The sequence below is a fragment of the Blautia hominis genome (assembly GCA_002270465.1).
GTDB classification, from domain to species: domain Bacteria; phylum Bacillota; class Clostridia; order Lachnospirales; family Lachnospiraceae; genus Blautia; species Blautia hominis.
Genome location: NQOF01000002.1, coordinates 899055 through 924563, shown reverse-complemented (window position 1 = coordinate 924563; position 25509 = coordinate 899055). Strand labels below are relative to the sequence as shown.

The 25509-nt window shown below is 47.0% G+C and carries 23 protein-coding genes; 20 read left to right on the top strand and 3 right to left on the bottom strand.

Annotation, left to right across the window (positions count from 1 at the left end):
* Positions 1–59 precede the first annotated feature (59 nt).
* Positions 60–551, top strand: a complete 492-nt coding sequence (locus CI595_RS10225; protein ID WP_095173128.1) for a hypothetical protein — start codon at positions 60–62, stop codon at positions 549–551.
* Between the two features lie 73 nt (positions 552–624).
* Here CI595_RS10225 and CI595_RS10220 read toward each other — a convergent pair whose 3' ends face one another.
* From CI595_RS10220 to CI595_RS10210, 3 genes are read right to left on the bottom strand one after another with little or no spacing between them, the layout of a single operon-like run.
* Positions 625–1287 carry a DUF1638 domain-containing protein gene (locus tag CI595_RS10220; protein ID WP_095173127.1) on the bottom strand — a complete coding sequence of 221 codons (663 nt, stop codon included), beginning with the start codon at positions 1285–1287 and terminating at the stop codon, positions 625–627.
* A gap of 36 nt (positions 1288–1323) precedes the next feature.
* Positions 1324–2037, bottom strand: coding sequence for a GntR family transcriptional regulator (locus CI595_RS10215; RefSeq protein ID WP_095173126.1), 714 nt, complete (start codon positions 2035–2037; stop codon positions 1324–1326).
* The gene (locus CI595_RS10210; protein ID WP_162291848.1) at positions 2021–2671 is read right to left on the bottom strand and encodes a cobalamin B12-binding domain-containing protein; all 651 of its coding nucleotides are present in this window, start codon (positions 2669–2671) and stop codon (positions 2021–2023) included. The genes CI595_RS10215 and CI595_RS10210 overlap by 17 nt, the downstream gene beginning before the upstream one ends.
* Before the next feature lie 226 nt (positions 2672–2897).
* Here CI595_RS10210 and CI595_RS10205 point away from each other — a divergent pair, with 226 nt between their 5' ends.
* From CI595_RS10205 to CI595_RS10115, 19 genes are all read left to right on the top strand, one after another.
* The gene (locus tag CI595_RS10205) at positions 2898–3725 is read left to right on the top strand and encodes a dihydropteroate synthase (protein ID WP_243135136.1); all 828 of its coding nucleotides are present in this window, start codon (positions 2898–2900) and stop codon (positions 3723–3725) included.
* A gap of 5 nt (positions 3726–3730) precedes the next feature.
* Complete coding sequence (locus CI595_RS10200) at positions 3731–4378, top strand: cobalamin B12-binding domain-containing protein (RefSeq protein WP_095173124.1); 648 nt, start codon at positions 3731–3733, stop codon at positions 4376–4378.
* Between the two features lie 27 nt (positions 4379–4405).
* Positions 4406–5671, top strand: coding sequence for an MFS transporter (locus CI595_RS10195; protein ID WP_095173123.1), 1266 nt, complete (start codon positions 4406–4408; stop codon positions 5669–5671).
* Positions 5672–5731: 60 nt separating this feature from the next.
* Positions 5732–7132, top strand: a complete 1401-nt coding sequence (locus CI595_RS10190) for a trimethylamine methyltransferase family protein (RefSeq protein ID WP_095173122.1) — start codon at positions 5732–5734, stop codon at positions 7130–7132.
* Positions 7133–7426: 294 nt separating this feature from the next.
* A complete protein-coding gene (locus tag CI595_RS10185; RefSeq protein WP_095173121.1) occupies positions 7427–8377 on the top strand; it encodes an ABC transporter ATP-binding protein in 951 nt (316 codons plus the stop codon).
* Position 8378: 1 nt separating this feature from the next.
* Positions 8379–9011 (top strand): ABC transporter permease, encoded by a 633-nt coding sequence (locus tag CI595_RS10180; protein WP_095173120.1) that lies wholly within the window; start codon positions 8379–8381, stop codon positions 9009–9011.
* Positions 9012–9602, top strand: a complete 591-nt coding sequence (locus CI595_RS10175) for an ABC transporter permease (protein WP_095173119.1) — start codon at positions 9012–9014, stop codon at positions 9600–9602.
* 1 nt (position 9603) lies between these two features.
* On the top strand, positions 9604–10512 hold the full coding sequence (locus tag CI595_RS10170) for a glycine betaine ABC transporter substrate-binding protein (protein WP_095173118.1): 909 nt from the start codon (positions 9604–9606) through the stop codon (positions 10510–10512).
* Between the two features lie 79 nt (positions 10513–10591).
* On the top strand, positions 10592–11434 hold the full coding sequence (proB, locus tag CI595_RS10165; RefSeq protein WP_095173117.1) for a glutamate 5-kinase: 843 nt from the start codon (positions 10592–10594) through the stop codon (positions 11432–11434).
* Between the two features lie 120 nt (positions 11435–11554).
* Entirely contained in the window at positions 11555–11776 is a 222-nt protein-coding gene (locus CI595_RS10160) for a DUF896 domain-containing protein (RefSeq protein WP_065541721.1), read from the top strand.
* 271 nt (positions 11777–12047) lie between these two features.
* The gene (gene miaB, locus CI595_RS10155; protein ID WP_095173116.1) at positions 12048–13505 is read left to right on the top strand and encodes a tRNA (N6-isopentenyl adenosine(37)-C2)-methylthiotransferase MiaB; all 1458 of its coding nucleotides are present in this window, start codon (positions 12048–12050) and stop codon (positions 13503–13505) included.
* Between the two features lie 6 nt (positions 13506–13511).
* Positions 13512–16187, top strand: coding sequence for a DNA mismatch repair protein MutS (gene mutS, locus CI595_RS10150; RefSeq protein WP_095173115.1), 2676 nt, complete (start codon positions 13512–13514; stop codon positions 16185–16187).
* Positions 16181–18568: a DNA mismatch repair endonuclease MutL gene (gene mutL / locus CI595_RS10145; RefSeq protein WP_243135135.1), complete on the top strand. Its 2388-nt coding sequence runs from the start codon at positions 16181–16183 to the stop codon at positions 18566–18568. Before mutS ends, mutL begins: the two co-directional genes overlap by 7 nt.
* A gap of 9 nt (positions 18569–18577) precedes the next feature.
* Positions 18578–19522, top strand: a complete 945-nt coding sequence (gene miaA, locus CI595_RS10140; protein ID WP_095173114.1) for a tRNA (adenosine(37)-N6)-dimethylallyltransferase MiaA — start codon at positions 18578–18580, stop codon at positions 19520–19522.
* Positions 19522–20820 carry a methionine gamma-lyase family protein gene (locus CI595_RS10135; RefSeq protein WP_095173113.1) on the top strand — a complete coding sequence of 433 codons (1299 nt, stop codon included), beginning with the start codon at positions 19522–19524 and terminating at the stop codon, positions 20818–20820. Before miaA ends, CI595_RS10135 begins: the two co-directional genes overlap by 1 nt.
* Positions 20821–20824: 4 nt before the next feature.
* On the top strand, positions 20825–22024 hold the full coding sequence (locus tag CI595_RS10130) for a BaiN/RdsA family NAD(P)/FAD-dependent oxidoreductase (RefSeq protein WP_095173112.1): 1200 nt from the start codon (positions 20825–20827) through the stop codon (positions 22022–22024).
* Between the two features lie 22 nt (positions 22025–22046).
* Complete coding sequence (locus CI595_RS10125; RefSeq protein ID WP_095173111.1) at positions 22047–23639, top strand: NAD(P)/FAD-dependent oxidoreductase; 1593 nt, start codon at positions 22047–22049, stop codon at positions 23637–23639.
* A 96-nt stretch (positions 23640–23735) separates the two neighbouring features.
* Positions 23736–24434, top strand: a complete 699-nt coding sequence (gene radC / locus CI595_RS10120) for a RadC family protein (protein WP_095173110.1) — start codon at positions 23736–23738, stop codon at positions 24432–24434.
* Between the two features lie 62 nt (positions 24435–24496).
* A complete protein-coding gene (locus CI595_RS10115; RefSeq protein WP_095173109.1) occupies positions 24497–25489 on the top strand; it encodes a rod shape-determining protein in 993 nt (330 codons plus the stop codon).
* Positions 25490–25509 lie beyond the last annotated feature (20 nt).

Sequence of the window (25509 nt, the reverse complement as noted above, 5' to 3'; positions counted from 1 at the left end):
AAAAAAGGCCGATACTAATATTCATAGAGAGTTTATATGAATAAAGGAGTGATTCTTTCATGAAAAGAATTTTTTATAGTATCGGCCTTGTCTTTGCCATTTTTTTCCTGAGCTGTGGGTTTTTCCTGAGTTATCAGCTCTCCTCTTTAAGAGACCGGATGAACCGCCTGGAGCAGGAGAGTGCCTTGATGGGAAAACAGGTTTCCGCCAACCCGTTTTCCAGAGACAGTGATTATGTTTTTGAATCTTTTAATTCCGAGACAGGCAAACTGGTGAAGGAACGCTATCGGGTATCCTCCTACGCAGACGATCAGGTGGTACTGAGACAGGAGCTGGGGGACGTATCCGCGTCCGATGAAGAGACCCGCTACTGTATCCGTATGGAAAACGGCAGCCTGGTGGTTTACCTGGAGGATGGAAAGGAAGTCTTTGAATACACGGATATTCCCCTTGAGGCACTGCCAAGCGAAGAACAGGCTGAAGTCCTGGGCGGCAAGGAGATCGTGGGGACAGATGAGCTTTACAGTTTTCTTGAGAATTATTCCAGCTAAAGACAGGTAAAAAAATAAGGACGTCCTGACACTCTCGGCAGAGGGTGATCTGGGCGTTCTTTCCTGTGTTTTTCTACTGACAAGTGCATTGGGACATTTCCAAAGTAGAATGAGGCTCAACGATGATAAATCTCTCAGGATCCCATTCAAGAGACAGCAGTTCTATCAGATAGTCTATGGTACCCGGTATCTGAATATAAGTAAGATTCAGTTTTTTGGCTATCTCCTGTGTCTCGGCAATGGCCTTTTTCATATCATAACAGCCGGTATCTATAAGCGCCAGGTTTCGGTAATTATGAAACATAGTATCAAATATTTCCTGCCCCAGTTCCGAACCATACTTGTTGACTGTATACTCGTACTCTTTCCAGATATTGCGTTCACCCTCAAGCCATCCCTCTGTCATAAAGTAGGTGCTGCCGCTGACAGAGCTGTGTCTTCGCTGGGCGCCGGAACCCAGAAGGAGGGAAATACAGTCATCAATGCGGGGTATAACCAATTTAAAACCATGCGTCCGGATTCCCACAACAGAATTTCCGCAGACTCCCATTACAAGAAGGATCTCATCACAGCCGGCGCACTGGTCCAGGATATCCTGAATGGTGTTGTGCAGTTTTTTAGGGAAATTATGGAGACCTGATTCAATCCACCGGATCTCATAGGAACATCCGCAGACGGCCATAGCCGTGTTCAATTCATTTTTCAGTGTTTTACAGGCAACGATCATTCTGCTCATACATTCTCCTTTTACTATTCACGGCCGTTGTTCCGTTTAAAGACGGTAGCCGGACATTCCGTTTAACTGCCCGTACGGCTGTTTTACATAGAATAAAGCATAGCCGGCCAGTTGTTCATCCTGCTGGATAAAAAAGCGCTCCACAAGCAGCAGCGGCTCGCCCGTGCTGCACTGCATAATTTCAGCCAGCGTATCATCCGCTGCAACAGCCGAAATGCGGATACTTGTATACAGTGAAAAAGTATCCAGTTTTGGCATGGTTATCTCCGGAAATACAGCGTAATTCAACTCCCCTTCCACAGACGGATGCGCTTTCTCATAGGGAAGGTATTTCTTGCTGTAGGCAATGATAACCCCCTCCGGATTGATCGTGAGCTGCTCAAATTCAATGACCACCTGATTAGGCTGAATATCCAGAGCCTTCTGGACTCGTTCGTCCGGAAGGATCCCGTGGATATTTTTGTACTGTGTCGTACACCCCTCGATATATTCCGTAAAATTCACTGTAAAATCACTATGGCGGGGGGTACAGACAAAGTAACCGATTTTTGCCCGGGAGTAGATCAAGCCCTCGGACTCAAGTTCTTTTAACCCCTTTCTGACCGTCTCTCTGCTGGCCTGAAATTCCAAACAGAGCTGGCTTTCGGAGGGCAGCATTTCTCCGGGGAGAAAAGACCCATTGAAAATCTTAGAACGAAGCTGTCCGTGGATTGTTGTGTAAAGTGGTTTCTTCTTACTTGTTCTTGGCATGATGTTCTTTTATCACTTTCTTGCAAAAGTCAATGGTAACGATGGTATCATATGCCCAGCCATCCGCACCAGTCTGAGAACAAAGCTGACTGCTTGCACATTGGCCGCCGATAAAAATTCTTGTCTCTTTGCGGCAGGGGTCGGCATTCAGTTCTTTCATTGTCCTTGCAACTGACAAAGTGGAGGAGGCAAGCAGGCCGCTGAGCAGAACGATATCGGGATTATAGTTGCGCAGAGCATAAACAAAACGCTGGGGTCTTACATCTATTCCAAGGTCAATCACTTCAAAACGTTCGGAGCGCAGCAGACTGACTACAATATCCTTGCCAATATCGTGGATATCGCCTTCCACGACACCGATCACAGCCCTTCCGATAGGCTTGGGGTCCCCGGATTCCAACGGTGGAGTCAGAAGAGACAGAGCGTGTTGATAAATCATTCCCGACACGATCAGGTCGGCGATAAAATATTCCCCGTTTGCGAAATAATATCCGACTTCTTCAGAGCCTTCCGTAAGATATTTGCGTATGGCCTCCCTGGAAAAACCTGATGTAAGCATCAGTTGTATATACTTGAGAACGTTTTCTTCATCCAGTTGTGCCATAGATTTTATCAATTCTTCTTGGTAATTCATACTAATCTCCATCTGCATATTTATTTGCAAAGCAGTCTTTTATCCTTATAACAGCAATCTGCAGCCCATTAGCAGGCTGAATTATAGCAGTTATTATACAATTATAACAAAAAATAAAATAAATTAAAGTCTTTTTTGATAAAAAATCAAAAAAAGGTTGACTTATTGCCAATTTAGGTTATAATCCTTGTATAGACAAGATATACATACAAAACGAGAGAGGAGGATGGTAGAAGTGATCATCATAGGTGAAAAGATTAACGGAGCAATTCCAAGCGTCAGGGAGGCAATAGCGAAAAAAAATGCAGATTTGATACGCCAAAGAGCCATTGCCCAGACCGGGGCAGGCGCCCATTACATTGACTGTGCACCGAGTACTGCGCCAAGCCTGGAATACGATACCATGGTCTGGCTGATCGACCTAATCCAGGAAGTGACGGATACGCCTGTCAGTATTGACAGTCCCGACGCAAAGCTGCTTGCGAGGATCATCGGGGAGGGGCGCCTTAAAAAACCAGGCATGGTAAATTCCGTGAATGAAGAGGGCGACAAATGTGAGACTATTTTCCCACTGATCGCAGGGACTGAATGGAACGTTCTTGGATTAACCTGCGATAAGGAGGGAATCCCTGCCCAGGCGGATAAAAAGCTGGATATTGCCAAACGGATCATTGATAAAGCGGTGAAGTACGGAGTAGCTTTGGATCATCTGCATATTGACCCCTGCGTTATGGCATTGTCCACAATGCCCTCTTCTATGAAAGATTTTGAGCAGTGTATTGTTGGCATCCACGAATATGCCCCGGAGGTAAAAGTGACGGGTGCAATCTCAAACATCAGTTATGAAATGCCGGCCAGAAAGTACATAAACGCAAACTGTATGGCTTATGCCATTCGGGCGGGACTTGATTCGGCTATCATGGACCCCTGCAATGTGGATATGATGAGTACCATTTATGCCTGTGAAGCGCTGTGTATGTTTGACAAAGGAGGCAGAAAATATAACAGAGCTTACAGAAAAGGATTGATAGGAAAAACAAAAATAGGAGGATAGACGTCATGATTGATTTTAAGGTATTGGCAGAGGCAATGGGAGATCTGGATGAAGATGTGGTGGTGGAAAACCTGACACAGGTGATGGATGAAGGCGGTTCGGATGCCCAAAAAGCCCTGGATGCCTGTCAGAAGGGCATGGATATTGTAGGCAGCCTGTTTGAGGACGGAGAGTATTACGTGGGAGACTTGATCTACGCAGGTGAACTGATGACAAAGGCTGTGGAGATATTAAAAGACGGCCTGGTGACAGAGGACGGTTCCGGCGGAGAAAAAACAAAGATGATTCTCTGTACCGTAAAAGATGACCTGCATGACATTGGGAAAAATATTGTGAGATCTATGCTGGAAGCCTCCGGCTTTGATGTCCTGGATTTAGGTATAGATGTACCTGCGGATGTGATCGTGGAAACCGCAAAAAAAGAGGATATACATATCATTGGGTTATCGGGAGTGCTGACACTGGCAATTGATTCCATGAAAAATACCATAGACGCATTTCAGGAAGCCGGAATACGGGACCAGGTGAAGGTTATCATTGGCGGGGCACCGGTGAACCAGGAGGTCTGCGACCAGACAGGCGCAAATGCGTGGGCCAGCAGTCCCCAGACAACCATCAGCTATTGCAAAGAGTGGGAACAGGCTCTGGCATAAGTTTTTAACGTGTAGAAGGAGGTTTTTATGGGCAAAGAATTACAAGCATCAGCCGGTTCTGTCAGCAAATTTACCAAGTGGATGGTGGTGGCGATCATCAGCTCCGGAGCCTATGTGGTCTATCTGACATATCTGGCAAGATATACGTTTTATGACCAGGTTATTGACGGTCTGAAGATTACAAATTCGCAGTTGGGTGTTTTGTATGGATTGTATGGAACTACAGCCACAATTGCTTATCTACCCGGAGGTGTTCTGGCCGACAAGGTCAGAGTTAAATATCTGGCTACCCTTGGATTTGCCATGAGTGCTGTACTCACATTCTGGTATTCAACAGTACCGAGTTATACAGAATTAAAAGTGATATTTCTGTTATTCGGATTATGTACAACACTGATTTTCTGGGGCATTCGTTATAAAGCCATCCGTCTTGTCAGCACCGAAGAGAACTACGCCACCACCATTGGATTCTCTTATGGCATTGTGGGCGTGGTAGGACTTATTATCAGCTTTGTTTCCATCGGTATCTTTGGCATGTTTGCGGATCCGACCAAAGGGTTTAATGTGGTATTGATGTTCTTTGCAATCATCAATGCAATATTTGCAGTTTTATCCTTCATATTTATCCCAAAATTCAAGGATGAATTTGAGGGGGAACGGCAAAAATTCAACTTAAACGAAGTTGTACAGGCTTTTAAGCATCCGGGGGTCTGGCTCACCACCTTATGTATGTTCTTTATCTACACAATATATACTTCTTTGGCATATACCGTTTCCTTCCTCACTGCCATTGGGGCCACGGCAGCCATTGCATCCGTTGTGGGAACCATAAGGACTTATGGGACAAGCCTTTTTTCATCTCCGATCATAGGAGGCATTGCGGAGAAAAAAACTCCGTCCAAAACAATTATAGTATGTACGATTATCACCGGAGCAAGTCTTGTGATCATGGCCTTTGCGCCGAAGACCTCCGGGTTTATTATTCCTTCAGTGATCCTGATCATTGCCCTGTCATTTTTCCTAAATGGAGCTTATGGAGTGACTTCCTCAATGATGACTGAGACAAAAGTACCAACGGCAATCTTTGGCTCTGCATCCGGTATCCTTTCCGTGGTTGGTTTTATTCCGGATATGTTTGTATCCCCCATTGCCGGAAAATGGCTGGATACTTATGATACGGCGGGGGCATATACGAGAATCTTTGGGGTTCTTGCAGTAAGCGCTGCAGGTGCATTGTTCTGTGCATGGATGGTCAGAGTTTACAAAAAGAAATGGGAAAAGAAACAGGCATAATACCTGTGAAGGTACAAAACGTTAGAGAAGCAGATTTAGAATAAGGGAGAAAAAAATAATATGGAATTAGAAAAATTTTTCTTTACGCAGGAAGACGCAGACTTTATCCATGAACAGTCCCTGAAAGTATTGGCCGAGACAGGATGTGTTTTTGACGACGCAAGGGCTATTGAGATCTTCAAAAAGAATGGGGCAAAGATTGATGGGGTCACCGTGTATTTTACAAAAGAATTAGTAGACAAAGCCCTCTCCACAGTAGTTGATTCTTTCGAGATCTACAGACCGGATGGAACTCTTTATTCCATGGGCAGAGGGAGCAAGACCATGTGTACTGCAGGCAGTCCGCCATACATCCTTGATGAGGAGAAGTTCCGCTTTGCAGTTATGGATGATTATGTAAATATCTGTAAACTGGTACAGACAAGTGACTGTCTCGACATGACACACTTGAATCTGTGCGATGTCTATGATATCGACCGGAACGAAAGAGTCTATCATATGATGGCGGCTTTATTGAAGTACACCACTCTGCCGATCTCCATCACTGCCCTGATGACTGCAAAAGAAGATACGGGAATGATCGCCTCCCATTTGATCGATATGGTTTCCCGGTTCACTGGTGTGGAGGAAGGCCATGTGCTGATTGGCTGTGTCAGTCCTATTTCCCCGCTGGCTTATATCAAAGAGGCATTGGATGCACTTTATGTTTACTGTGAACGCAACCAGCCGATTCAGTTGGCAACCTGTTCACTCCCCGTACTGACAAGCCAAGCGTCACTTCTTGGAACGGTTATTCAGAATAATGCGGAATTGCTGGCCGCAATCACGCTGATCCAGCTTATGAAACCGGGACTTCCCGTGTTTTACGGCAATACCTCCACATCAACGAATCTTAGGAAGGTATCCATGTCTCTGGGTTCAAGTGAGACAGCGCTGATCTCTCTTGCTACGGCAAAAATGGCAAAATATTATCATATGCCTTTCCGGGCATCCGGAGCGCTGAACGATGCCATAGATATTGATTATCAGGCAGGAGCAGAGTCTGCTTTGAATCTCATGTGCGGCACCCTGAGCGATGTGGATCTGGTTTATTTTGCAGCCGGAATGCTAAGCGGATTTAATGTTACATCCCTTGAGAAATATGTGGTGGATGAACAGTTGATCAAAATGGTTAAACGGCTGTATAAAGGTATTGCGATCGATAAGACGAAAGATTATACGTCCGGAATCCAAACAGTGGGACCAAGAGGAAGCTTCCTGAAAGGGAGAACACCCAAGGAATACCGCGCGGAACATTTTGTCCCTGATATTTTTGTCAAACAAGATTACAAATCCTGGGAATCTGAGGGAAGCATTAGTGTAAAAGAAAAAGCTTCTCAGGTGGTGAAGCAGCGCCTCGCAGATTACAAGGCACCGGATATTTCGGCAGAACAACTGGCAATCATTGAAAAATATCTGTAACCGGAATGACGGCAGCCCGTGCGGACTGCCGTCATTTGATCATTACGCAAGAATACATATGGATGCATTGAATATTGCAGACAAATGAGATAGAATGATTATTACGAATAACTATTCAGTAGGCCTGCGCATACACTGCGCTGACCGTAAGATAGCATTCCGCAGCCAAGCAAAAATCCCCTCGCCAAAGGCGATTCTGCATGGATTTTTGCCTGTAACTGTGAGGGTACTGAACAGTTACTATTACAATATTTATCACAACAGCTTACAGAGTGTTTTCGACGGAGAAAAAGAATGATTGAATACAGAAATGTCAGGAAGTATTATGGTGATCAACTGATCATTCAGGACATAAACATGAAGGTGGAAGACGGAGAGTTTGTTGTTATAATCGGGCCGTCGGGGTGTGGAAAGACAACTGCCATTAAAATGCTGAACCGTCTGCTTGAGACATCGGATGGGAAGATACTGATCAACGGCATAGACAATAAAGAAATGGACTTGATTCAGCTTCGGACAATGATTGGATATGTGATCCAGCAAATTGGTCTCTTCCCTAATATGACCGTGGAGGAAAATATTTCGGTTGTTCCCCAAATTCTGAAATGGAACAAGGAGAAAACAAAAGAGAGGGTCAGGGAATTATTGTCCATGGTGAATATGCCCTATGATTCCTATGCCAAGAAATATCCCCGCCAGCTGTCCGGCGGACAGCAGCAGCGGATCGGAGTTTTGAGAGCCATGGCAGTCAATCCGCCTATTATTATTATGGATGAACCCTTTGGAGCCCTTGATCCGATAACCAGGGAAATTCTGCAGAATGAAGTGAAAAAAATTCAGAAAAATTTACATATAACCGTTTTATTCATCACGCATGATATGCATGAAGCCATGAAGCTGGCTGACCGGATTGTCTTTATGGATCAGGGGAAAATCCTCCAGACAGCTTCCCCAAAAGAGATGGTGCTGCATCCTGCAAATGAGACGGTTGCCCAGTTCATACGTCTGCAGGAAGTAGAAGCAGAAAAAGGACAAACGTCCGCCAAAGACCTGATGCAGCCCCTTGCAAAACCCGTGGAATCGGCAAGGGCTGTTTTTGTCCGGGAGACAGACAGCCTGGAAACTATCGGGAGAAATTATGATTTGTCTGACAACAGGAAAATTTATGTCCGAAACCAGTCAGGATCTGTGGTGGGAGAAATCACTGTGGAGAGCCTGATCCTCAATTCTATCAGGCAGGTGTGATATGCAGGAATTTATGGATAAATACGCTGAAAAATTAGGAATCGCCATCCTTCAGCACATAGGATATGTATTGGTGAGTGTAGGTATTGCAGTTGTCATAGCCCTGGTTCTGGCAGGGGTACTGTCCAGGATCCGGAAAGCCGCCGGGTTTATATTGCCTGTGATCAGTGTATTTCAGACGGTTCCCGGCATTGTATTTATTGGACTATTAATGCTTAAATTTGGAATGACCAAGTTTACAGTGGTGTTGGCACTGAGCATTTATGCCATATTCCCCATCCTGAAGAATGCTTACCAAGGCTTTGCAGAAGTGGAACCGGGTATCATAGAAGTTGCACAGGGATGTGGTATGAACCACAAGCAGATTTTTTTTCGGGTGGAACTTCCCCTTGCCATGCCGGCGATTTTCTCCGGAATCCGAATGTCCCTTATCTATACCGTGAGCTGGGCCATACTTGCAGCTATGATCGGCCAGGGCGGACTGGGCGAATTTATTTACAGGGGAATTGATGCAAATGTCAAGGAATATATTGTGATTGGTTCGATCCCAATTGCAATACTGGCTATCGTGTTCCGCCTGCTGATTGACAGGCTGGAAAAAATAGTTGTCTCAAAAGGAATACAGGAGGATTAAATGAGTCTTGAACTGGTACTTGAACATTTATATTTAGTGGTAGTCTCCTGTGCGGTTGTCATAGCAGTAGGCATTCCTCTTGGTATCTTTACCTATTATCATGGGAAGTTGGGGAAAATAGTGCTCACCGCAGTGGATTTGATTCAGACGGTTCCCGTTCTTGCCGTAATGGGCCTGCTCATGACTGTCTTCGGGGCAAATTCCCTTACCGTCATTATTGCCATGATCCTTTACCTGCTGCTGCCTGTTGTACGAAATACGAATACAGGTCTGAATCATGTGAATCCTCTACTGAAAGAGACGGCGGACGCTATGGGTATGAACCGCCGGCAGAAGCTCGTGAAAGTAGAATTTCCGCTGGCTTTTCCCTTCATATTGACAGGTATCCGTATTACTGTAGTCAATGCAGTCGGTGTGGCTGTCTTCGGAACATTTGTGGGCGGCGGAGGACTGGGCAGCATTCTGTACCGCGGGATTCGGATACAAAATCTGAATCTGATCCTGGAAGGAACGTTGGTATTGTTAGTCATGTCTATGTGTTTTGACTACCTTCTTGGATTTTATGAAAAGAAAATAGGGAGATTAATATAATATGAAAAAATGGAAGAACAGAGCATTTCTACTTTCTGCATGTCTTGTTCTGGTATGTACCTTTTCCGGTTGTTCAGATAAAAAGGATGAGAATACGGTCACCATTATTGACGGGGATTTTGCGGAGATGAAGTTTTTTACCCAGGTGGCAAAAATCCTGATCGAAGATAAGACTTCGTTAAAAGTAGATGTACAGGACCCAATGGCGAGCAATCTGGCATTTGAACAGATAAAAGAAGGAAAGATGGATATTTATATGTCCTACGACGGCTCGTTATTGGCAGCCTATCTGGGCAAAGATCCTTCGGATGTCCCTAAAGGAACTTCTCTTTATGACTATGCCAATCAACTGGGGAAGGAATCGGCAAACGTTATGCTGACACCTAAGCTGGGAGAAGAAAACACATATGTTGTTGCTGTGAATAAAGAACTGGCCGAAAAATATAATCTGAAATGCGTCAGCGATCTGAAAAAGCACGCACCCGACCTGGTTTTTGCGGCTGAGCATGAGTTCTTTGATGAAGGGTCTACCCATTATGATGCGTTTGTGGATTTTTACGGTCTCTCCTTTCAAGAGGGAATTACTATCGACCGAGGACTCAAATATACGGGAATGAGTTCCGGCAACATGGATGTTACCATTGTATATACAACAGACGGATTGAACCGTAAATTTGAACTTACCACTCTGAAAGATGATAAAAATTTTTTCCCGGAATACAATGGGGCTTATCTGGTGAGAGCTGACCTATTTAAAGATCACCCTGAATTGGAAGAGGTATTCGATTCTCTGGAAGGTAAATTCAGCAACGAACTGTGTACAGAAATGAACTATATGATAGATGTGGAAAACAAAGATCCCTACAAGGTGGCATATGATTATTTAAAAGAAAACGGTTTTCTCTCATAACCGGGTCAAAGCTCCTCTGGACGAACCGGTGAAAATAGTGTAATATAAAAAAGACATAAAAACTATGGAGCGAAAACGCATGAACTTACGTGAAAAATTAAAAGATAAAAAAAGAGTCGTGGTAAAAATCGGTTCCTCCTCCCTGACTCATGAGGAGACAGGCCGTTTAAATCTCACGAAAATGGAAATCTTGGTCAGAGAACTGGCAGACCTTCACAACCAAGGGAAAGATGTGATCGTGGTGTCATCCGGGGCTATCGCTGTGGGAAGAAGTGCCATGGGCATTCGCAGGCGTCCGGAGGAACTGGCCGAAAAGCAGGCTTGCGCTGCTGTGGGACAGGCCAGGCTTATGATGATCTATCAGAAGCTCTTTGCAGAATACAATCAGACTGCAGCCCAGGTGCTCATGACAAAATATACCATGATCAATGCAGCCACCAGAGACAATGCCATAAATACCTTCAATAAGCTGTTTGATATGGGGGCGATCCCCATTGTAAATGAGAATGACACCATCTCCACGGATGAAATTGAATTTGGTGACAATGATACCCTTTCCGCTTTGGTAGCCGCTTTGGTGGATGCCGATATGCTGATCCTTCTGTCCGATATTGACGGCCTCTTTACAGACGACCCCAATCAGAACCCGGACGCACAATTTATTGACGTGGTGGAAAGGATAGACAGCCATCTGGAGAAAATGGCAAAGGGCAGCACAGGAAGTTCTGTGGGTACCGGAGGTATGGCAACAAAACTGACAGCCGCACACATAGCAACAAGCGCAGGTGCCGATATGGTGATCGCTAACGGAGAGGATTTCCATGTGATCCATAAGATCATGCAGGGAAGAAACCATGGCACTTTGTTTTTATCAGACAAAAAAGAGGAATTTTATCTGGATGATATTATCCAAAAACTTTAACGACAACCCCTTGCGGGACAGTGAAAGGCTGAATTGTTACCCGTGAAGAAACCACTTGTTACAGCTTTCTTACGGTCAGTGCAGTAAATGCGCAGACAGTTACCAGAGAGGAGACGATACATGAACCAGGAACAAATAGACAGAATCAACGAACTTGCCAGAAAGTCTAAAGTTACAGAGCTGACACCGGAGGAGAAAGAGGAGCAGAAAAGGCTCCGTACAGAGTACATTGCCACTATCCGCATGAATATGCGTTCCCAGCTGGACAACATTGATATCCAGGAAAAAGACGGCACAGTCACGAACCTCGGTCAAAAATACGGACTCAAAACAAAACATTAATTTTATAAGAAAAGAACACAGGAAAAGGTTGGGTGTATGACAAGATTTGATACATTCCGACCTTTTTTTCTATTCTGTTACGATATTATGTAAATTTTAATGATTGAAAATTAAAATCCGTTATAGTAAAATAGGTCTGAATGTTTTGATGATAAAATCGAGGTGACTATTCAGCAGCCAAGCAAGAATCCCATGGCCAAAGGCGATTCTGCATGGATTTTGCCTGTAACGTTGAGGGTGCTGAACAGTTGCAAATTGGAAAGGATATGGAATGAATCAGGAAAATTTGGAAGAAATTCTGGGAAATATAGATATAAGCGGTGAAGCGCCAGTCCTTGAACCGGACCGCCAATATTATTTCATGAAAAAAGCACGGACTCTTGTGAAGAAAAAAAGCGACGCACTGGGCAGGCCCCTGACTTTCTGTGTAAATACTTTCGGCTGCCAGATGAACGCCAGGGATTCCGAAAAACTGGTTGGCGTGCTGGAAAATATCGGATATGTGGAAAAACAGGATGAGGATGCAGACTTTGTCATTTTCAATACCTGCACAGTCCGGGAAAATGCCAACCACCGTGTATATGGCCGCCTCGGCCAGCTTCACGCAAAGAAAAAGAAAAATCCCCATATGATGATCGCCCTCTGCGGCTGCATGATGCAGGAGGCTCACGTGGTGGAGAAGCTGAAAAAAAGCTATTCTTTTGTCAATCTGATATTCGGCACACACAATATTTATAAGTTCTCAGAGCTGATCGTAAGTGCCCTCACTTCTGACCGTATGGTCATTGACATTTGGAAAGATACCGATAAGATTGTGGAGGATCTGCCTGCGGAGCGGAAGTATTCCTTCAAATCCGGTGTCAATATTATGTTCGGATGCAATAATTTCTGCAGCTACTGCATTGTACCCTATGTGCGCGGCCGGGAGAGAAGCCGAAGTCCAAAAGATATTGTAAGAGAGATTGAACAGCTTGTAGCTGACGGTGTGGTGGAGGTTATGCTTCTGGGCCAGAATGTAAATTCTTATGGCAAAAATCTGGAAGAACCTATGACGTTCGCCGGTCTTTTGCAGGAAATCGAAAAGATAGAAGGGCTTCGCCGCATCCGCTTCATGACATCCCATCCAAAAGATCTGTCGGATGAGCTGATCGAAGTCATGAAGAACAGCAAAAAAATCTGCAAGCATCTCCATCTGCCCCTTCAGTCAGGCAGCAGCCGAATCTTAAAACGAATGAACCGAAGATATGACAAGGAGCAGTATCTGGCCCTTGTGGAAAAGATCCGCGCCGCTGTGCCGGATATTTCCCTTACCACAGACATTATCGTAGGATTTCCCGGTGAGACGGAGGAGGATTTTCTGGAGACTATGGATGTGGTGGAAAAGGTCCGCTATGACAGCGCCTTTACCTTCATCTATTCCAAGAGGACCGGAACGCCTGCCGCTGTCATGGAAGACCAGATTTCCGAGGAAGACGTAAAAGACCGCTTTGACCGGCTGCTTAAAAGGGTACAGGTCATAGGCAGGGAGATGTCGTCCAGAGATACGGGGACCGTACAGGAGGTTCTTGTGGAAGAACAGAATGAACACGATAAATCTCTTATGACAGGAAGACTTTCCAACAACACACTGGTGCATTTTCCAGGCGATGCCTCTTTGGTCGGAAGCCTGGTTCAGGTGCATCTTGATGAATGCAGAGGATTTTATTACATGGGTACGAAAGTAGGATGACAATATATGGGACTTACATTTAAAGACGTGGATGTGACATCACTCTCACCAATGATGCAGCACTACGTGAAGACAAAAGAAGAAAATAAAGACTGTATCATATTTTACCGCCTGGGCGACTTTTACGAGATGTTTTTTGACGATGCTGTCACCACATCCCGTGAACTGGAACTGACCCTGACCGGTAAGGACTGCGGACTTACGGAGCGTGCGCCTATGTGCGGCGTTCCCTATCACGCGGCGGAAGTCTACATAAACCGTTTGGTCGCAAAGGGCTACAAAGTGGCTATCTGTGAACAGATGGAGGACCCCAAAGAAGCCAAGGGCATGGTCAGAAGAGAGGTTATCCGTGTGGTCACACCGGGAACCAACTTAAATACCCAGGCTCTTGACGAGACAAAAAACAACTATATTATGGCAGTGGTCTATCTGTCTAACCGTTTCGGCATTGCCATCGCTGATGTGACCACCGGTGATTTTATGGTGACAGAGGTGGATAAGATAAGAACGCTCCTGGACGAGGTATACAAGTTCTCCCCGGCGGAAATCATCTGTAATGAGGCTTTCTGCATGAGTGGTGTGGATCTTGATGAGATCAAGAACCGTTTGAACATCTCTCTGTATCCGCTGGAGAGCTGGTACTTTGATGATGACCTATGCACAAGAACGCTGAAAGAACATTTTCATGTGGGTACCCTGGAGGGGCTGGGTCTGAAAGATTACGAGTGTGCCACTATCGGGGCAGGTGCTCTTTTGACCTACCTGCTGGAGACGCAGAAGAATTCCCTGGAGCATATGCGCGCCATCACGCCATACATTACGGACCGTTTTATGGTGATCGACAGTTCCTCCAGACGGAATCTGGAACTGACGGAAGCCCTTCGGGAGAAAGTAAAACGCGGCTCTCTTTTATGGGTGCTGGATAAGACAAAGACCGCCATGGGAGCCAGAATGCTGCGTTCCTTTATTGAGCAGCCTCTCATTGACGAAGATGCCATCAACCGGCGCCTGGACGCTCTGGAAGAGATCAATTCCAGGGAAATGGACCGGGAGGAGATCAGGGAATACTTAAATCCCATTTACGATATGGAGCGTCTCATTGGACGTGTCAGCTATCAGTCAGCCAATCCAAGGGATATGATCTCCTTCAAATCCTCCATCTCCATGATTCCCTATATCAAACAGCTTGTCAAAAGCTTTTCCACGGAAGAGATGCAGTGTATTTATGATGATATGGATGATCTGAGGGATCTGTATACGCTTCTGGAGTCTGCCATTGTGGAGGAACCGCCGCTTGCCATGAAAGAGGGCGGGATCATCAAAGACGGTTATAATGAAAATGTGGACCATTTCCGGGAGGCTAAGACAAAGGGAAAATCCTGGCTGGCCGAGCTGGAAGCCCAGGAGAGGGAAAAAACCGGTATCCGCAATCTGAAAATTAAATACAACAAGGTTTTCGGCTACTATCTTGAGGTCACAAATTCCTTCAAAGATATGGTGCCGGATTACTATACAAGAAAACAGACGCTTACCAATGCGGAGCGCTATATTACGCCCAGGCTGAAAGAACTGGAAGATATGATCCTGGGTGCAGAGGATAAACTCTACGCTTTGGAATACGAGCTTTTTGTGAACGTAAGAAATACTATTTCCAGAGAGGTGGAGCGTATCCAGCGGACCGCCAAGGCTGTAGCCAAGCTGGATACCTATATTTCCCTGGCTTTGGTGGCTTCCAGGAATAATTTTGTCCGTCCGAAGATCAACACCAAAGGAATTATCGACATCAAAAACGGACGCCATCCGGTGGTGGAAAAAATGATTCCTAATGATATGTTTATCCCAAACGACACGTATCTGGACAACAATAAGAACCGGGTATCCGTCATCACAGGACCAAACATGGCAGGTAAATCGACTTATATGCGGCAGACAGCCCTGATCGTCCTGATGGCACAGATCGGTTCTTTTGTTCCGGCGGAGAAAGCAAACATCGGCATTGCAGACCGGATCTTCACCCGCGTGGGAGCCTCCGACGATCTGGCAAGCGGCCAAAGTACCTTTATGGTGGAGATGACGGAGGTGGCTAATATCCTGCGCAATGCCACAGCCAGAAGCCTTTTGATCCTGGATGAGATTGGACGCGGTACCAGTACCTTTGACGGTCTCTCCATTGCATGGGCAGTCATTGAGTATATCAGCAACACAAAGATATTAGGTGCAAAGACACTTTTTGCCACCCATTATCATGAGCTGACTGAGCTGGAGGGAAAACTGGCCGGTGTGAACAATTACTGTATTGCCGTGAAAGAGCGGGGAGATGACATTGTCTTTCTGCGCAAAATCGTAAAAGGCGGAGCAGATAAGAGCTACGGCATCCAGGTGGCAAAACTGGCCGGTGTGCCGGATATTGTCATAGAGCGGGCAAAAGAACTGGTTGAGGAACTGGTCAGCGCTGACATCACGGCAGCAGTGAAGGATATTGCATCGGAAAACAAAAAGACCAAGACAAAACCTCAGGTACATTTGGACGAATTGGATTTGGAGCAGATTTCCCTGTTTGATACGGTAAAAGATGACGATGTGCTGGAGGAACTGAAAAATATTGATGTTTCTAATTTGACGCCAATTGACGCATTGAACACAATTTATAAACTTCAGAACAAGCTGAAGAACAGATGGTGACAGAATTGAGAAAAATTGCTGTTTTAGATCAGAATACCATAGATAAGATAGCGGCAGGTGAGGTGGTGGAACGCCCCGCCTCTGTGGTGAAGGAGCTGGTGGAAAATGCCATTGACGCCGGTTCCACAGCCATTACCGTGGAAATCAAAGAGGGCGGCATCTCCTTCATACGTGTGACCGACAACGGCGGCGGCATGATGAAGGAACAGGTGCCCTTGGCTTTTCTGCGCCATGCCACCAGTAAGATCGAGAAGGTGGAGGACCTGATGATGATCTCCTCTTTGGGATTTCGCGGGGAGGCGTTATCGAGCATTGCCGCCGTTGGGCAGGTAGAGCTAATAACAAAGACCCCGGAAGCCCTTACCGGGATACGTTATCTCATAGAAGGCGGAAAAGAAAAATCTCTGGAAGAAATCGGAGCACCCTGCGGTACTACCATTATTGTAAGAAATTTATTCTTCAACACACCGGTCCGGGCAAAATTTTTAAAGACAGCCATGACGGAGGCGGGATATGTGAGTACCTACATGGAACAGCTTGCCTTGTCCCACCAGGATATATCTTTTAAATACATGGTAAACGGACAGACAAAGCTCCACAGTTCCGGCAATGCCAGCCTGAAGGATGTCATCTATGGCATTTACGGAAGAGATATTGCCAGGGAACTGGCTGGGGTAACATATGAGAAAAACGGCATTTCCATAGAGGGATTCGCAGGAAAGCCTGTCATTGCCCGCGGAAACAGGACCTTTGAGAATTATTATATTAACGGCAGATATGTAAAAAGCAAGGTGATCATGAAAGCCATAGAGGACGCTTACAAACCTTATATGATGCAGCATAAATATCCGTTCGTCTGTCTGCAATACAATATCCAGGGAGATGAAATAGATGTTAATGTGCACCCCACCAAAATGGAAGTGCGGTTTCAGAACCAGCAGGCTGTCTATCAGGCTACCTATGAAGCACTTACCTCTGTACTGGCCCACAGGGAACTGATCCCTGATATTGAACTGGTCCGGGAGAAGGAGAAAGAAACTTCAGAAAAAAACGGCAGAAAAACTGCCGGCCCGGAACCCTTTGAGCAGAGACGCAGAGCAGGCCTGTTGCATACAAACCAGCAGAGTGCCGGGAACCTTCCCCCACAGCAGGCGCGCCCTCTCCATACTTCCCAGATACAGCGGGAAGAGCAGTTTGGCGTACAGCAAGTACAACGGCCAGAGCAGATTAATGCACAGCAGACGCAGCAGACAGAGCAGATTAACGCACAGCAAGCACAGCGGTCAGAACAGTATAACGCACAGCAAGTACAGCGGCCAGAACAGTATAACGCACCGCAGGTGCAGCAGACAGAGCAGTACAACGTACAGCAACCACAGCGGTCAGAGCAGATTAACGCACCGCAGACGCAGCAGCCCGGGCATATTGCAGAGGAGAGCACCCCATATAAATATGACAGCGCTTCCGAAACATCAGCGTCAAAGTCTGGGATAGGGCCGGATTCTGAGATTCCGGAAAACGGAAATCCGATTGGTGTTCACCCGGCAGTCATAAGACCTGTTTCCGACGAAAAGATACAGCCGTCCAAGGACAATGCCGTGGCAGATACCAGCTCTTTTTCTGCTCCTGGCGTTCAGGCTGTCAAAGGCAGTCCTTTTCCCGCTCCGGACATTCAGCCTGCCAAATACTGTAATTCAGACGGCCCGGCCAATCCCGGTGAAGATACATCCCAGGATACCGTTATACTGAAAAACACCCAGCAGATGGAGCTTTTTGACGACAAGCTGCTGTCAAAAAAAGCCAGACAGCACCACCGCATCATCGGACAGCTCTTTGACACATACTGGCTGGTGGAATACGATGAAAAATTTTACATCATTGACCAGCACGCTGCCCATGAAAAAGTGCTCTATGAACGCTTCATGAAAGAGTTTGAACAGCGGGAAATCATTTCCCAGATGGTAAGCCCGCCGGAAATCATTGCTCTTAGCCTTCAGGAGGCAGCTCTTTTGAAAGAACAGATGGAGATATTTGAACAGTTCGGTTTTGAAATATCCTCCTTCGGCGGAAAGGAATACAGTATCAGCGCGGTTCCGGCTAACCTGTACGGCGTCACGGTCCAGGAACTGTTCATTGAAATCCTGGACAGCCTGGAATCCGAGGGCAGAAATAAGACGCCTGAACTGATCACCCACAGAATTGCCACAGCCGCCTGTAAAGCCGCTGTAAAAGGCAATCAGATGCTCTCCGTTTTGGAAGCTGACAAACTGATCGACGAACTTCTGGGCCTTGAAAATCCCTATCACTGCCCACATGGGAGACCCACCATTGTCTCCATGACAAAATACGAACTGGAAAAGAAATTTAAACGGATTGTGTAGGTGAAAGACTTGAAACAACCTTTGATCATATTGACCGGGCCTACTGCGGTGGGCAAGACCCGCCTGTCCATATCACTGGCTCACGCAGTAGACGGGGAGATCATCTCAGCAGATTCCATGCAGGTATACCGCCATATGGACATCGGCTCTGCCAAGATCACGAAAGAGGAGATGGACGGTGTTCCCCATTATCTCATTGACGTGTTGGATCCTGAAGAAGAATTCCATGTGGTCAGATTCCAGCAGATGGCAAAAGAAGCTATGGCACAAATTTATGCAAAAGGAAAAATCCCCATCCTGACAGGCGGCACGGGTTTTTACATCCAGGCTGTGGCAAAAGACATTGATTTTTCTGAGGATACGGAAAAAAGCCCGGTAAGACAACGGCTGGAGCGGGAGGCACAGGAATATGGCCCAGCCCGGATGCACCGGCGCCTCCGGGAAACAGACCCGGTCTCAGCGGAAAAGATACACGAGAACAACATAAAACGAGTCATACGCGCTCTTGAATATTATGAACTGACAGGGGAGCCTATTTCCAAGCACAATGAGCGGGAGGCAGAAAAAGTTTCCCCCTACAACACCGCTTACTTTGTCTTGAACGATGACAGGGAAAAACTATATGCCCGCATTGACCGACGGGTGGATGAAATGCTGGACGCAGGCCTTATACCGGAAGTCCGGAGACTGAAAGACATGGGTTACAACAAAAATATGGTTTCCATGCAGGGCCTTGGCTACAAGGAAATCCTATCCTGGCTGGATGGAGAAATATCCCTGGAGGAGGCAGTTTATATCCTAAAAAGAGACACACGCCATTTTGCCAAGCGGCAGCTCACCTGGTTCCGCAGGGAAAAGGACGTTATCTGGGTAAATAAACCGGAATTCTCCTATGACGAGGATGCCATTTTAAAATACATGCTGAAAATATGTAAGGAAAGAGGAATTTTGTGATGCAGGAAATGAATGCAATGTACCGCCAGCTTGGGATCAGCAGTGAGGTACTGGCATATGGAAATAAAATAGAAAAAGAACTGAAGGAGCGTTTTGCCGCCATCGACGAAAATGCAGAATACAACCAGATGAAAGTGATTCTGGCTATGCAGAAAAATAAAGTCAGCGAGGCGTGTCTCTATGCATCCAGCGGATACGGATACAATGATCTGGGAAGAGATACCCTGGAAGATGTATATGCCGACGCTTTTCACGCGGAAGCCGCACTGGTCCGGCCCCAGATAGCCTGCGGTACCCATGCACTTGCGGTAGCCCTGTCCGGCAATCTGCGGCCCGGGGATGAATTGTTTTCCCCCGTGGGCAAACCATATGACACTTTGGAGGAGGTGATCGGCATCCGTCCGTCCAGAGGTTCCCTGGCAGAATACGGAGTCACCTACAGACAGACCGATTTGCTTCCCGACGGCAGCTTTGACTATGATAACATAAAAAAAGCTATAAACGAAAAGACAAAACTGGTCACCATTCAGCGCTCCAAAGGCTATCAGACACGCCCCACACTGTCCGTAAAACGAATCGGAGAACTGATCGCTTTCGTGAAACATATCAAACCGGATGTCATCTGCATGGTTGACAACTGTTACGGAGAATTCGTTGAGACCGTGGAACCCACGGACGTGGGAGCGGATCTGATCGTAGGCTCCCTCATTAAAAATCCCGGCGGCGGCCTAGCTCCCATCGGCGGCTATATTGTGGGGAAAAAGGAATATGTGGAAAATGCCGCTTACCGCCTTACCTCCCCCGGCCTTGGAAAGGAAGTAGGTGCCACTTTGGGGGTGAACCAGTCCTTTTTCCAGGGGTTCTTTCTGGCCCCTACCGTAGTAGCAGGTGCGCTGAAAGGCGCCGTATTTGCAGCTAATATTTATGAGCGTCTTGGCTTCGGGGTGGTTCCAAACGGAACGGAAAGCCGTCATGATATCATCCAGGCAGTCACTTTCGGCGTGCCGGAAGGTGTCATAGAATTCTGCAAAGGCATTCAGGCCGCCGCACCGGTGGACAGCTATGTGGAGCCGGAACCGTGGGCCATGCCCGGTTATGACAGTGATGTGATCATGGCAGCAGGCGCCTTTGTGCAGGGTTCTTCCATTGAACTTTCTGCGGACGGTCCCATCAAGCCCCCCTACGCTGTATATTTCCAGGGCGGACTTACCTGGTATCACGCTAAACTGGGAATACTCATGTCCCTGCAAAAACTCATTGATAAAAAAATCGCAGTATTGCCAAAACAGGAGGCATAGATCCATGAACAAAAAAACTGTCTGTATCATTGGCGGAGGCGCTGCCGGACTGGTATCCGCTATCTTTGCCGCAAGAAACCATGCGTCCGTTATCCTGCTGGAACAAAATGAGAAACCCGGAAGAAAACTTCTGGCGACCGGAAACGGCAGATGTAATCTGACCAATACCTTCCAGCAGCCATCCTGCTACCATGGCCGGCACCCGGAATTTGCATGGAAAGTCATACAGCAGTTTCCTATGCAGAAGACAGTGGCATTTTTCTCAGAACTGGGGATCTATACAAAGAACCGGGAGGGGTATCTTTACCCTGCAAGCTTACAGGCCTCCAGTGTCCTGGAAGTTCTGGAAGCGGAAGCACGCTATCTGAGGGTAAAGATCAAGTGCCGGGAACAGGTGACAGACATCTGTGCGTGTCCGGACCGGAAACAGGGCAGATGGCAGGTCAAAACCGCAGACTGGCAGTACAATGCAGACAGTGTGATCATTGCCTGCGGTTCCCCGGCTTCGGAGATTGCAGGTTCCTGCACATCCGGCTATGCCTTTGCCCGGAAACTGGGACACACGCTGATAAAACCCCTTCCTGCCCTGGTCCCCCTGAACTGTAAAGGCAGTTTTTTCTCCAAATGGTCAGGTGTCCGTGCAGAGGCCTGTGTTTCTCTTGCGGTTGGATATGAGATCTTCCGGGAGGAGAGAGGGGAAGTGCAGCTCACGGAATACGGCGTTTCAGGGATTCCCGTCTTTCAGCTAAGCGGTCATGCGGTACGGCTTCTGGATGAGGGTGTGCCAGTAAGGCTGCTGCTGGATTTTATGCCGGATTTTACAGAGGAGTCCCTGGAATCATTTTTAAGGACAAGGCTTGAAAACTGTCCTTACAAAACTTTAAAAGAAAGCCTGGTGGGGCTGTTTCCTAAAAAACTCATAGATGTATTGACCCAGAATAACCGGGATGATATCACGTCCCTGGTACAAAAGATTAAATGCCTGGAACTGGATGTCAAAGGTCCCCGCTCATTCAAACAGGCACAGGTATGTTCAGGAGGCGTATCCACAGAGGAGTTATCTCCTGAGACAATGGAATCCTCCCTTCATCCGGGTATCTTCTTTGCCGGGGAAGTGGTGGACACAGACGGTATCTGCGGGGGATATAACCTGCAGTGGGCCTGGTCAAGCGCAGCAGCAGCAGGCACACACGCTGCCTGCTGACAGCACAAAGAAAGGTAGATTTATGCTTACCATACAACAATTAAAACTTCCCGTGTCGCACACAGAGGGCGAACTGGAAAAAAAGATCCTAAAAACATTGAAAATTAAAAAAGAAGAGCTTCTCTCCTGGACGATCCGCAAACAATCTCTGGATGCCAGGAAAAAGCCGGAACTTTTTTTTGTATATACGATTGATGCAGAAGTTAAAAAGGAAAACACGATCTTAAAAAGAGTTGACCATAAAATAGTTATGTCAACAAAGAGGGCCTCTTACACGTATCTGCAGCCCGGGAACCTATCCGGGGTTCAGCGGCCCGTGGTGGTGGGCAGCGGTCCGGCAGGTCTTTTCTGCGCCTATTACCTGGCACGGGCAGGTTTGTCCCCCCTTGTGATCGAGCGGGGCGATGATGTGGACAGCCGAATGGAAAAAGTGCAGTCCTTCTGGGACGGCGGTGTGCTGGACACGGAATCCAATGTACAGTTCGGGGAGGGCGGTGCCGGTACTTTCTCAGACGGAAAACTGAATACCCTGGTCAAAGACCCTGCCGGAAGAAATCTGGAGGTACTCCGCCTATTCGTGGAATGTGGTGCCCCACAGGAAATTCTCTATGTGCAGAAACCTCACCTTGGCACAGATTTGCTGGTAACGATCGTAAAAAATCTCCGGGGCAGGATAGAGGCATTAGGCGGTGAGATCCGCTTCCGAAGTGCCCTGACCGGTATTCATACGGAAAAGGGACAAGTGACCGGCATCGAGATTGATCACAAAGAGCAGCTTTCTGTTTCCTGCCTTGTTCTTGCCATCGGACATAGCGCCAGAGACACTTTTTCTCTTTTGGAAAAAAGCGGATTTTCCATGCAGGCCAAATCCTTTGCAGTAGGTCTGCGCATAGAACATCCCCAAACCCTCATTAACCAGTACCAGTACGGTTTGAAAGAACATGATAAGCTTGGGGCTGCAGCCTATAAGCTGACACACAAGGCAGCGAGCGGACGGGGCGTATACAGCTTTTGTATGTGCCCGGGCGGTTATGTGGTCAATGCATCCTCAGAAAAAAACATGCTGGCAGTCAATGGTATGAGCTATCAGGACCGTGCCTCCCAAAATGCCAACAGTGCCATGATCGTCACCGTAACACCGGAGGATTATGGCAATACCGGCCCGCTCTCCGGCGTGGAATTCCAAAGAGGCCTGGAAAGGACCGCATACCGTCTCGGCGGCGGCAATATCCCCCTTCAGCTTTTCGGGGATTTTAAAGAGGACCGCCCAAGTACCGGTCTGGGACTTGTATCGCCCTGCCTGAAAGGTGGATGGGCATTTGCCAATCTTAGAGAGCTTTTTCCTGCATTTATCAGCAATGCCCTGCAGGAGGGGATCACATATTTTGACCGTATGATCCCCGGATTTTCCAGGGATGACGTGCTGCTTACCGGCGTGGAAAGCCGGACCTCCTCCCCGGTGCGTATTGAGAGGAATCCAGAGATGGAGAGCAATATCCGTGGTGTTTATCCCTGTGGGGAAGGCGCCGGATATGCGGGTGGAATCACTTCCGCAGCCATGGATGGATTAAAGATTGGTGAGGCAATTGTGAAAAAAGTGATAAATTTTTGTTAAGCCATATACATCGTTTTTAATCTGTGCTACAATAAAGTCTGCTAATTTTTTTTTATGATGCCCATACCATGCTGAAGAGAGTATGTGGAAGATCATATGAATGACAATAGAAAAATCAAAGAAATACCAAATGAAAACCGGCCATACGAAAAGTGTCTGAAGCTTGGTGCCCAGGCACTTACCGATGAAGAACTGCTGGCAGTGCTTTTGCGCTCCGGCTCAAGCGGAAGCTCCTCACTGGAGCTTGCCGGGGAGGTACTGCACCTTTCCCGGGATAAAGAGGGCCTTCCCGGCCTCAACCAATTGAGTCTCCAGCAGTTAAAAAGTATACGGGGGATTGGAACAGTGAAAGCCGTACAGCTCAAATGCATCGGCGAACTTTCCAAGAGGATTGCGGTCTCTGTGGCAGAAAAGGGTGTTTCTTTTGATCATCCGGCATCCATTGCCAATTTCTACATGGAGCAGCTCCGCCATCAGGAACAGGAGCTGCTGCTTTGTATGATGCTGGACTGTAAAAATCATCGCCTGGGGGAAGAGATCGTTTTTAAGGGGACTGTCAATATGTCCCTGGTAAACCCGCGGGAGATTTTTCTTGCCGCTCTTTCCTATCATGCGGTGGGAATCCTACTGGTTCACAATCATCCAAGCGGAGATCCGTCCCCAAGTCAGGCGGATATTAAAATCACGAAAAGAGTTCAGAGTGCCGGCGCAATGCTCGGCATCCCGCTTCTGGATCACATCATTATCGGAGACTGCCGTTACATAAGCTTCCGGGAGCAGGGGTTATTAGAATAAAGAATAGAAAGAACGCACACACAGTGATTCTTTCCTGGTCATAAATAAAAGGGGAGCACAATATGCCATTTCATAAAACGTTTGGTGTAGATCTAGGCACCAGTATGGTGAAGATCTATTCCTGCCAGCAGGACACCATCTTAACGGAAAAGAACATGATTGCCATCCGGAACGGAAAACAGATTCTGGCTGCCGGCAATGATGCTTATGAGATTTTTGAAAAAAATCCCTCAAATGTCTCGGTCATCACTCCCATGACATTCGGCAAGATTGCAGATATCAACCACACAGAGATGGTTCTGCATTCGCTTTTGGAGAAAGCAGGGGCCGGTACGGTTTTGGGAAACACACTGTATCTTGCAGTTCCTGCAGATTTATCCGAGATAGAAAAGAGGGCCTACTATACGATAGGTAATTCCAGCAGAAAAAATAAAATATATATGGTAGACAAGACCATTGCCGACGCGGTAGCTCTCGGCATACCTATTAACAAAACAAAAGGCTCCATGGTCGTGAACATCGGGGCACAGAGCTGTGAGATCTCTGTTATTGAAAAGGGCCGGGTGGTTCTGAGTAAGATCGTGGAGATCGGCGGCAAGCAGCTCAATGAATCCATACAGAACATGGTGCGCCGCCGGTGTAATCTGAACATAGGCAGCCGTACGGCCAGGCGCCTGAAATTTTCCCTGGCTTATCTGAAGGAAGATAAAAAAGAGGCCCGGAAAGTGGTGGGTGTGGACAGTCTGACCGGACTGCCCCAGGAGGGAGTCGTGTCCTCCAGAATGGTCTATGAAGCCATCTTGGAGCCCCTTGGCACCATCTGTGAGGAAATTCGCTTTTTTCTGGAGCGTACACCGCCCCAGATTCGGCAGAATATTTCCAGGGAAGGCATCAATCTCACCGGAGGCACTACAAAGATCCCTGATATCGAATGGTTCATAAGCAGCCAAACAGGGCAGAAGGTCTGTCTGTCACGTTTCTATGACCTGTGTACCATATACGGACTCAAAGAGATCATAGGAAGCAAGTCTCTCAGAAAATGGGTAAAACAATAGAGAGCGGAAGGCAGCCAATG

Bases quoted from the DNA above. Each gene is read 5' to 3' on its own strand.
- CI595_RS10225 (WP_095173128.1), top strand. From the start codon at position 60: ATGAAAAGAATTTTTTATAGTATCGGCCTTGTCTTTGCCATTTTTTTC.
- CI595_RS10220 (WP_095173127.1), bottom strand. From the start codon at position 1,287: ATGAGCAGAATGATCGTTGCCTGTAAAACACTGAAAAATGAATTGAAC.
- CI595_RS10215 (WP_095173126.1), bottom strand. From the start codon at position 2,037: ATGCCAAGAACAAGTAAGAAGAAACCACTTTACACAACAATCCACGGA.
- CI595_RS10210 (WP_162291848.1), bottom strand. From the start codon at position 2,671: ATGAATTACCAAGAAGAATTGATAAAATCTATGGCACAACTGGATGAA.
- CI595_RS10205 (WP_243135136.1), top strand. From the start codon at position 2,898: ATGGTAGAAGTGATCATCATAGGTGAAAAGATTAACGGAGCAATTCCA.
- CI595_RS10200 (WP_095173124.1), top strand. From the start codon at position 3,731: ATGATTGATTTTAAGGTATTGGCAGAGGCAATGGGAGATCTGGATGAA.
- CI595_RS10195 (WP_095173123.1), top strand. From the start codon at position 4,406: ATGGGCAAAGAATTACAAGCATCAGCCGGTTCTGTCAGCAAATTTACC.
- CI595_RS10190 (WP_095173122.1), top strand. From the start codon at position 5,732: ATGGAATTAGAAAAATTTTTCTTTACGCAGGAAGACGCAGACTTTATC.
- CI595_RS10185 (WP_095173121.1), top strand. From the start codon at position 7,427: ATGATTGAATACAGAAATGTCAGGAAGTATTATGGTGATCAACTGATC.
- CI595_RS10180 (WP_095173120.1), top strand. From the start codon at position 8,379: ATGCAGGAATTTATGGATAAATACGCTGAAAAATTAGGAATCGCCATC.
- CI595_RS10175 (WP_095173119.1), top strand. From the start codon at position 9,012: ATGAGTCTTGAACTGGTACTTGAACATTTATATTTAGTGGTAGTCTCC.
- CI595_RS10170 (WP_095173118.1), top strand. From the start codon at position 9,604: ATGAAAAAATGGAAGAACAGAGCATTTCTACTTTCTGCATGTCTTGTT.
- proB (WP_095173117.1), top strand. From the start codon at position 10,592: ATGAACTTACGTGAAAAATTAAAAGATAAAAAAAGAGTCGTGGTAAAA.
- CI595_RS10160 (WP_065541721.1), top strand. From the start codon at position 11,555: ATGAACCAGGAACAAATAGACAGAATCAACGAACTTGCCAGAAAGTCT.
- miaB (WP_095173116.1), top strand. From the start codon at position 12,048: ATGAATCAGGAAAATTTGGAAGAAATTCTGGGAAATATAGATATAAGC.
- mutS (WP_095173115.1), top strand. From the start codon at position 13,512: ATGGGACTTACATTTAAAGACGTGGATGTGACATCACTCTCACCAATG.
- mutL (WP_243135135.1), top strand. From the start codon at position 16,181: ATGGTGACAGAATTGAGAAAAATTGCTGTTTTAGATCAGAATACCATA.
- CI595_RS10135 (WP_095173113.1), top strand. From the start codon at position 19,522: ATGCAGGAAATGAATGCAATGTACCGCCAGCTTGGGATCAGCAGTGAG.
- CI595_RS10130 (WP_095173112.1), top strand. From the start codon at position 20,825: ATGAACAAAAAAACTGTCTGTATCATTGGCGGAGGCGCTGCCGGACTG.
- CI595_RS10125 (WP_095173111.1), top strand. From the start codon at position 22,047: ATGCTTACCATACAACAATTAAAACTTCCCGTGTCGCACACAGAGGGC.
- radC (WP_095173110.1), top strand. From the start codon at position 23,736: ATGAATGACAATAGAAAAATCAAAGAAATACCAAATGAAAACCGGCCA.
- CI595_RS10115 (WP_095173109.1), top strand. From the start codon at position 24,497: ATGCCATTTCATAAAACGTTTGGTGTAGATCTAGGCACCAGTATGGTG.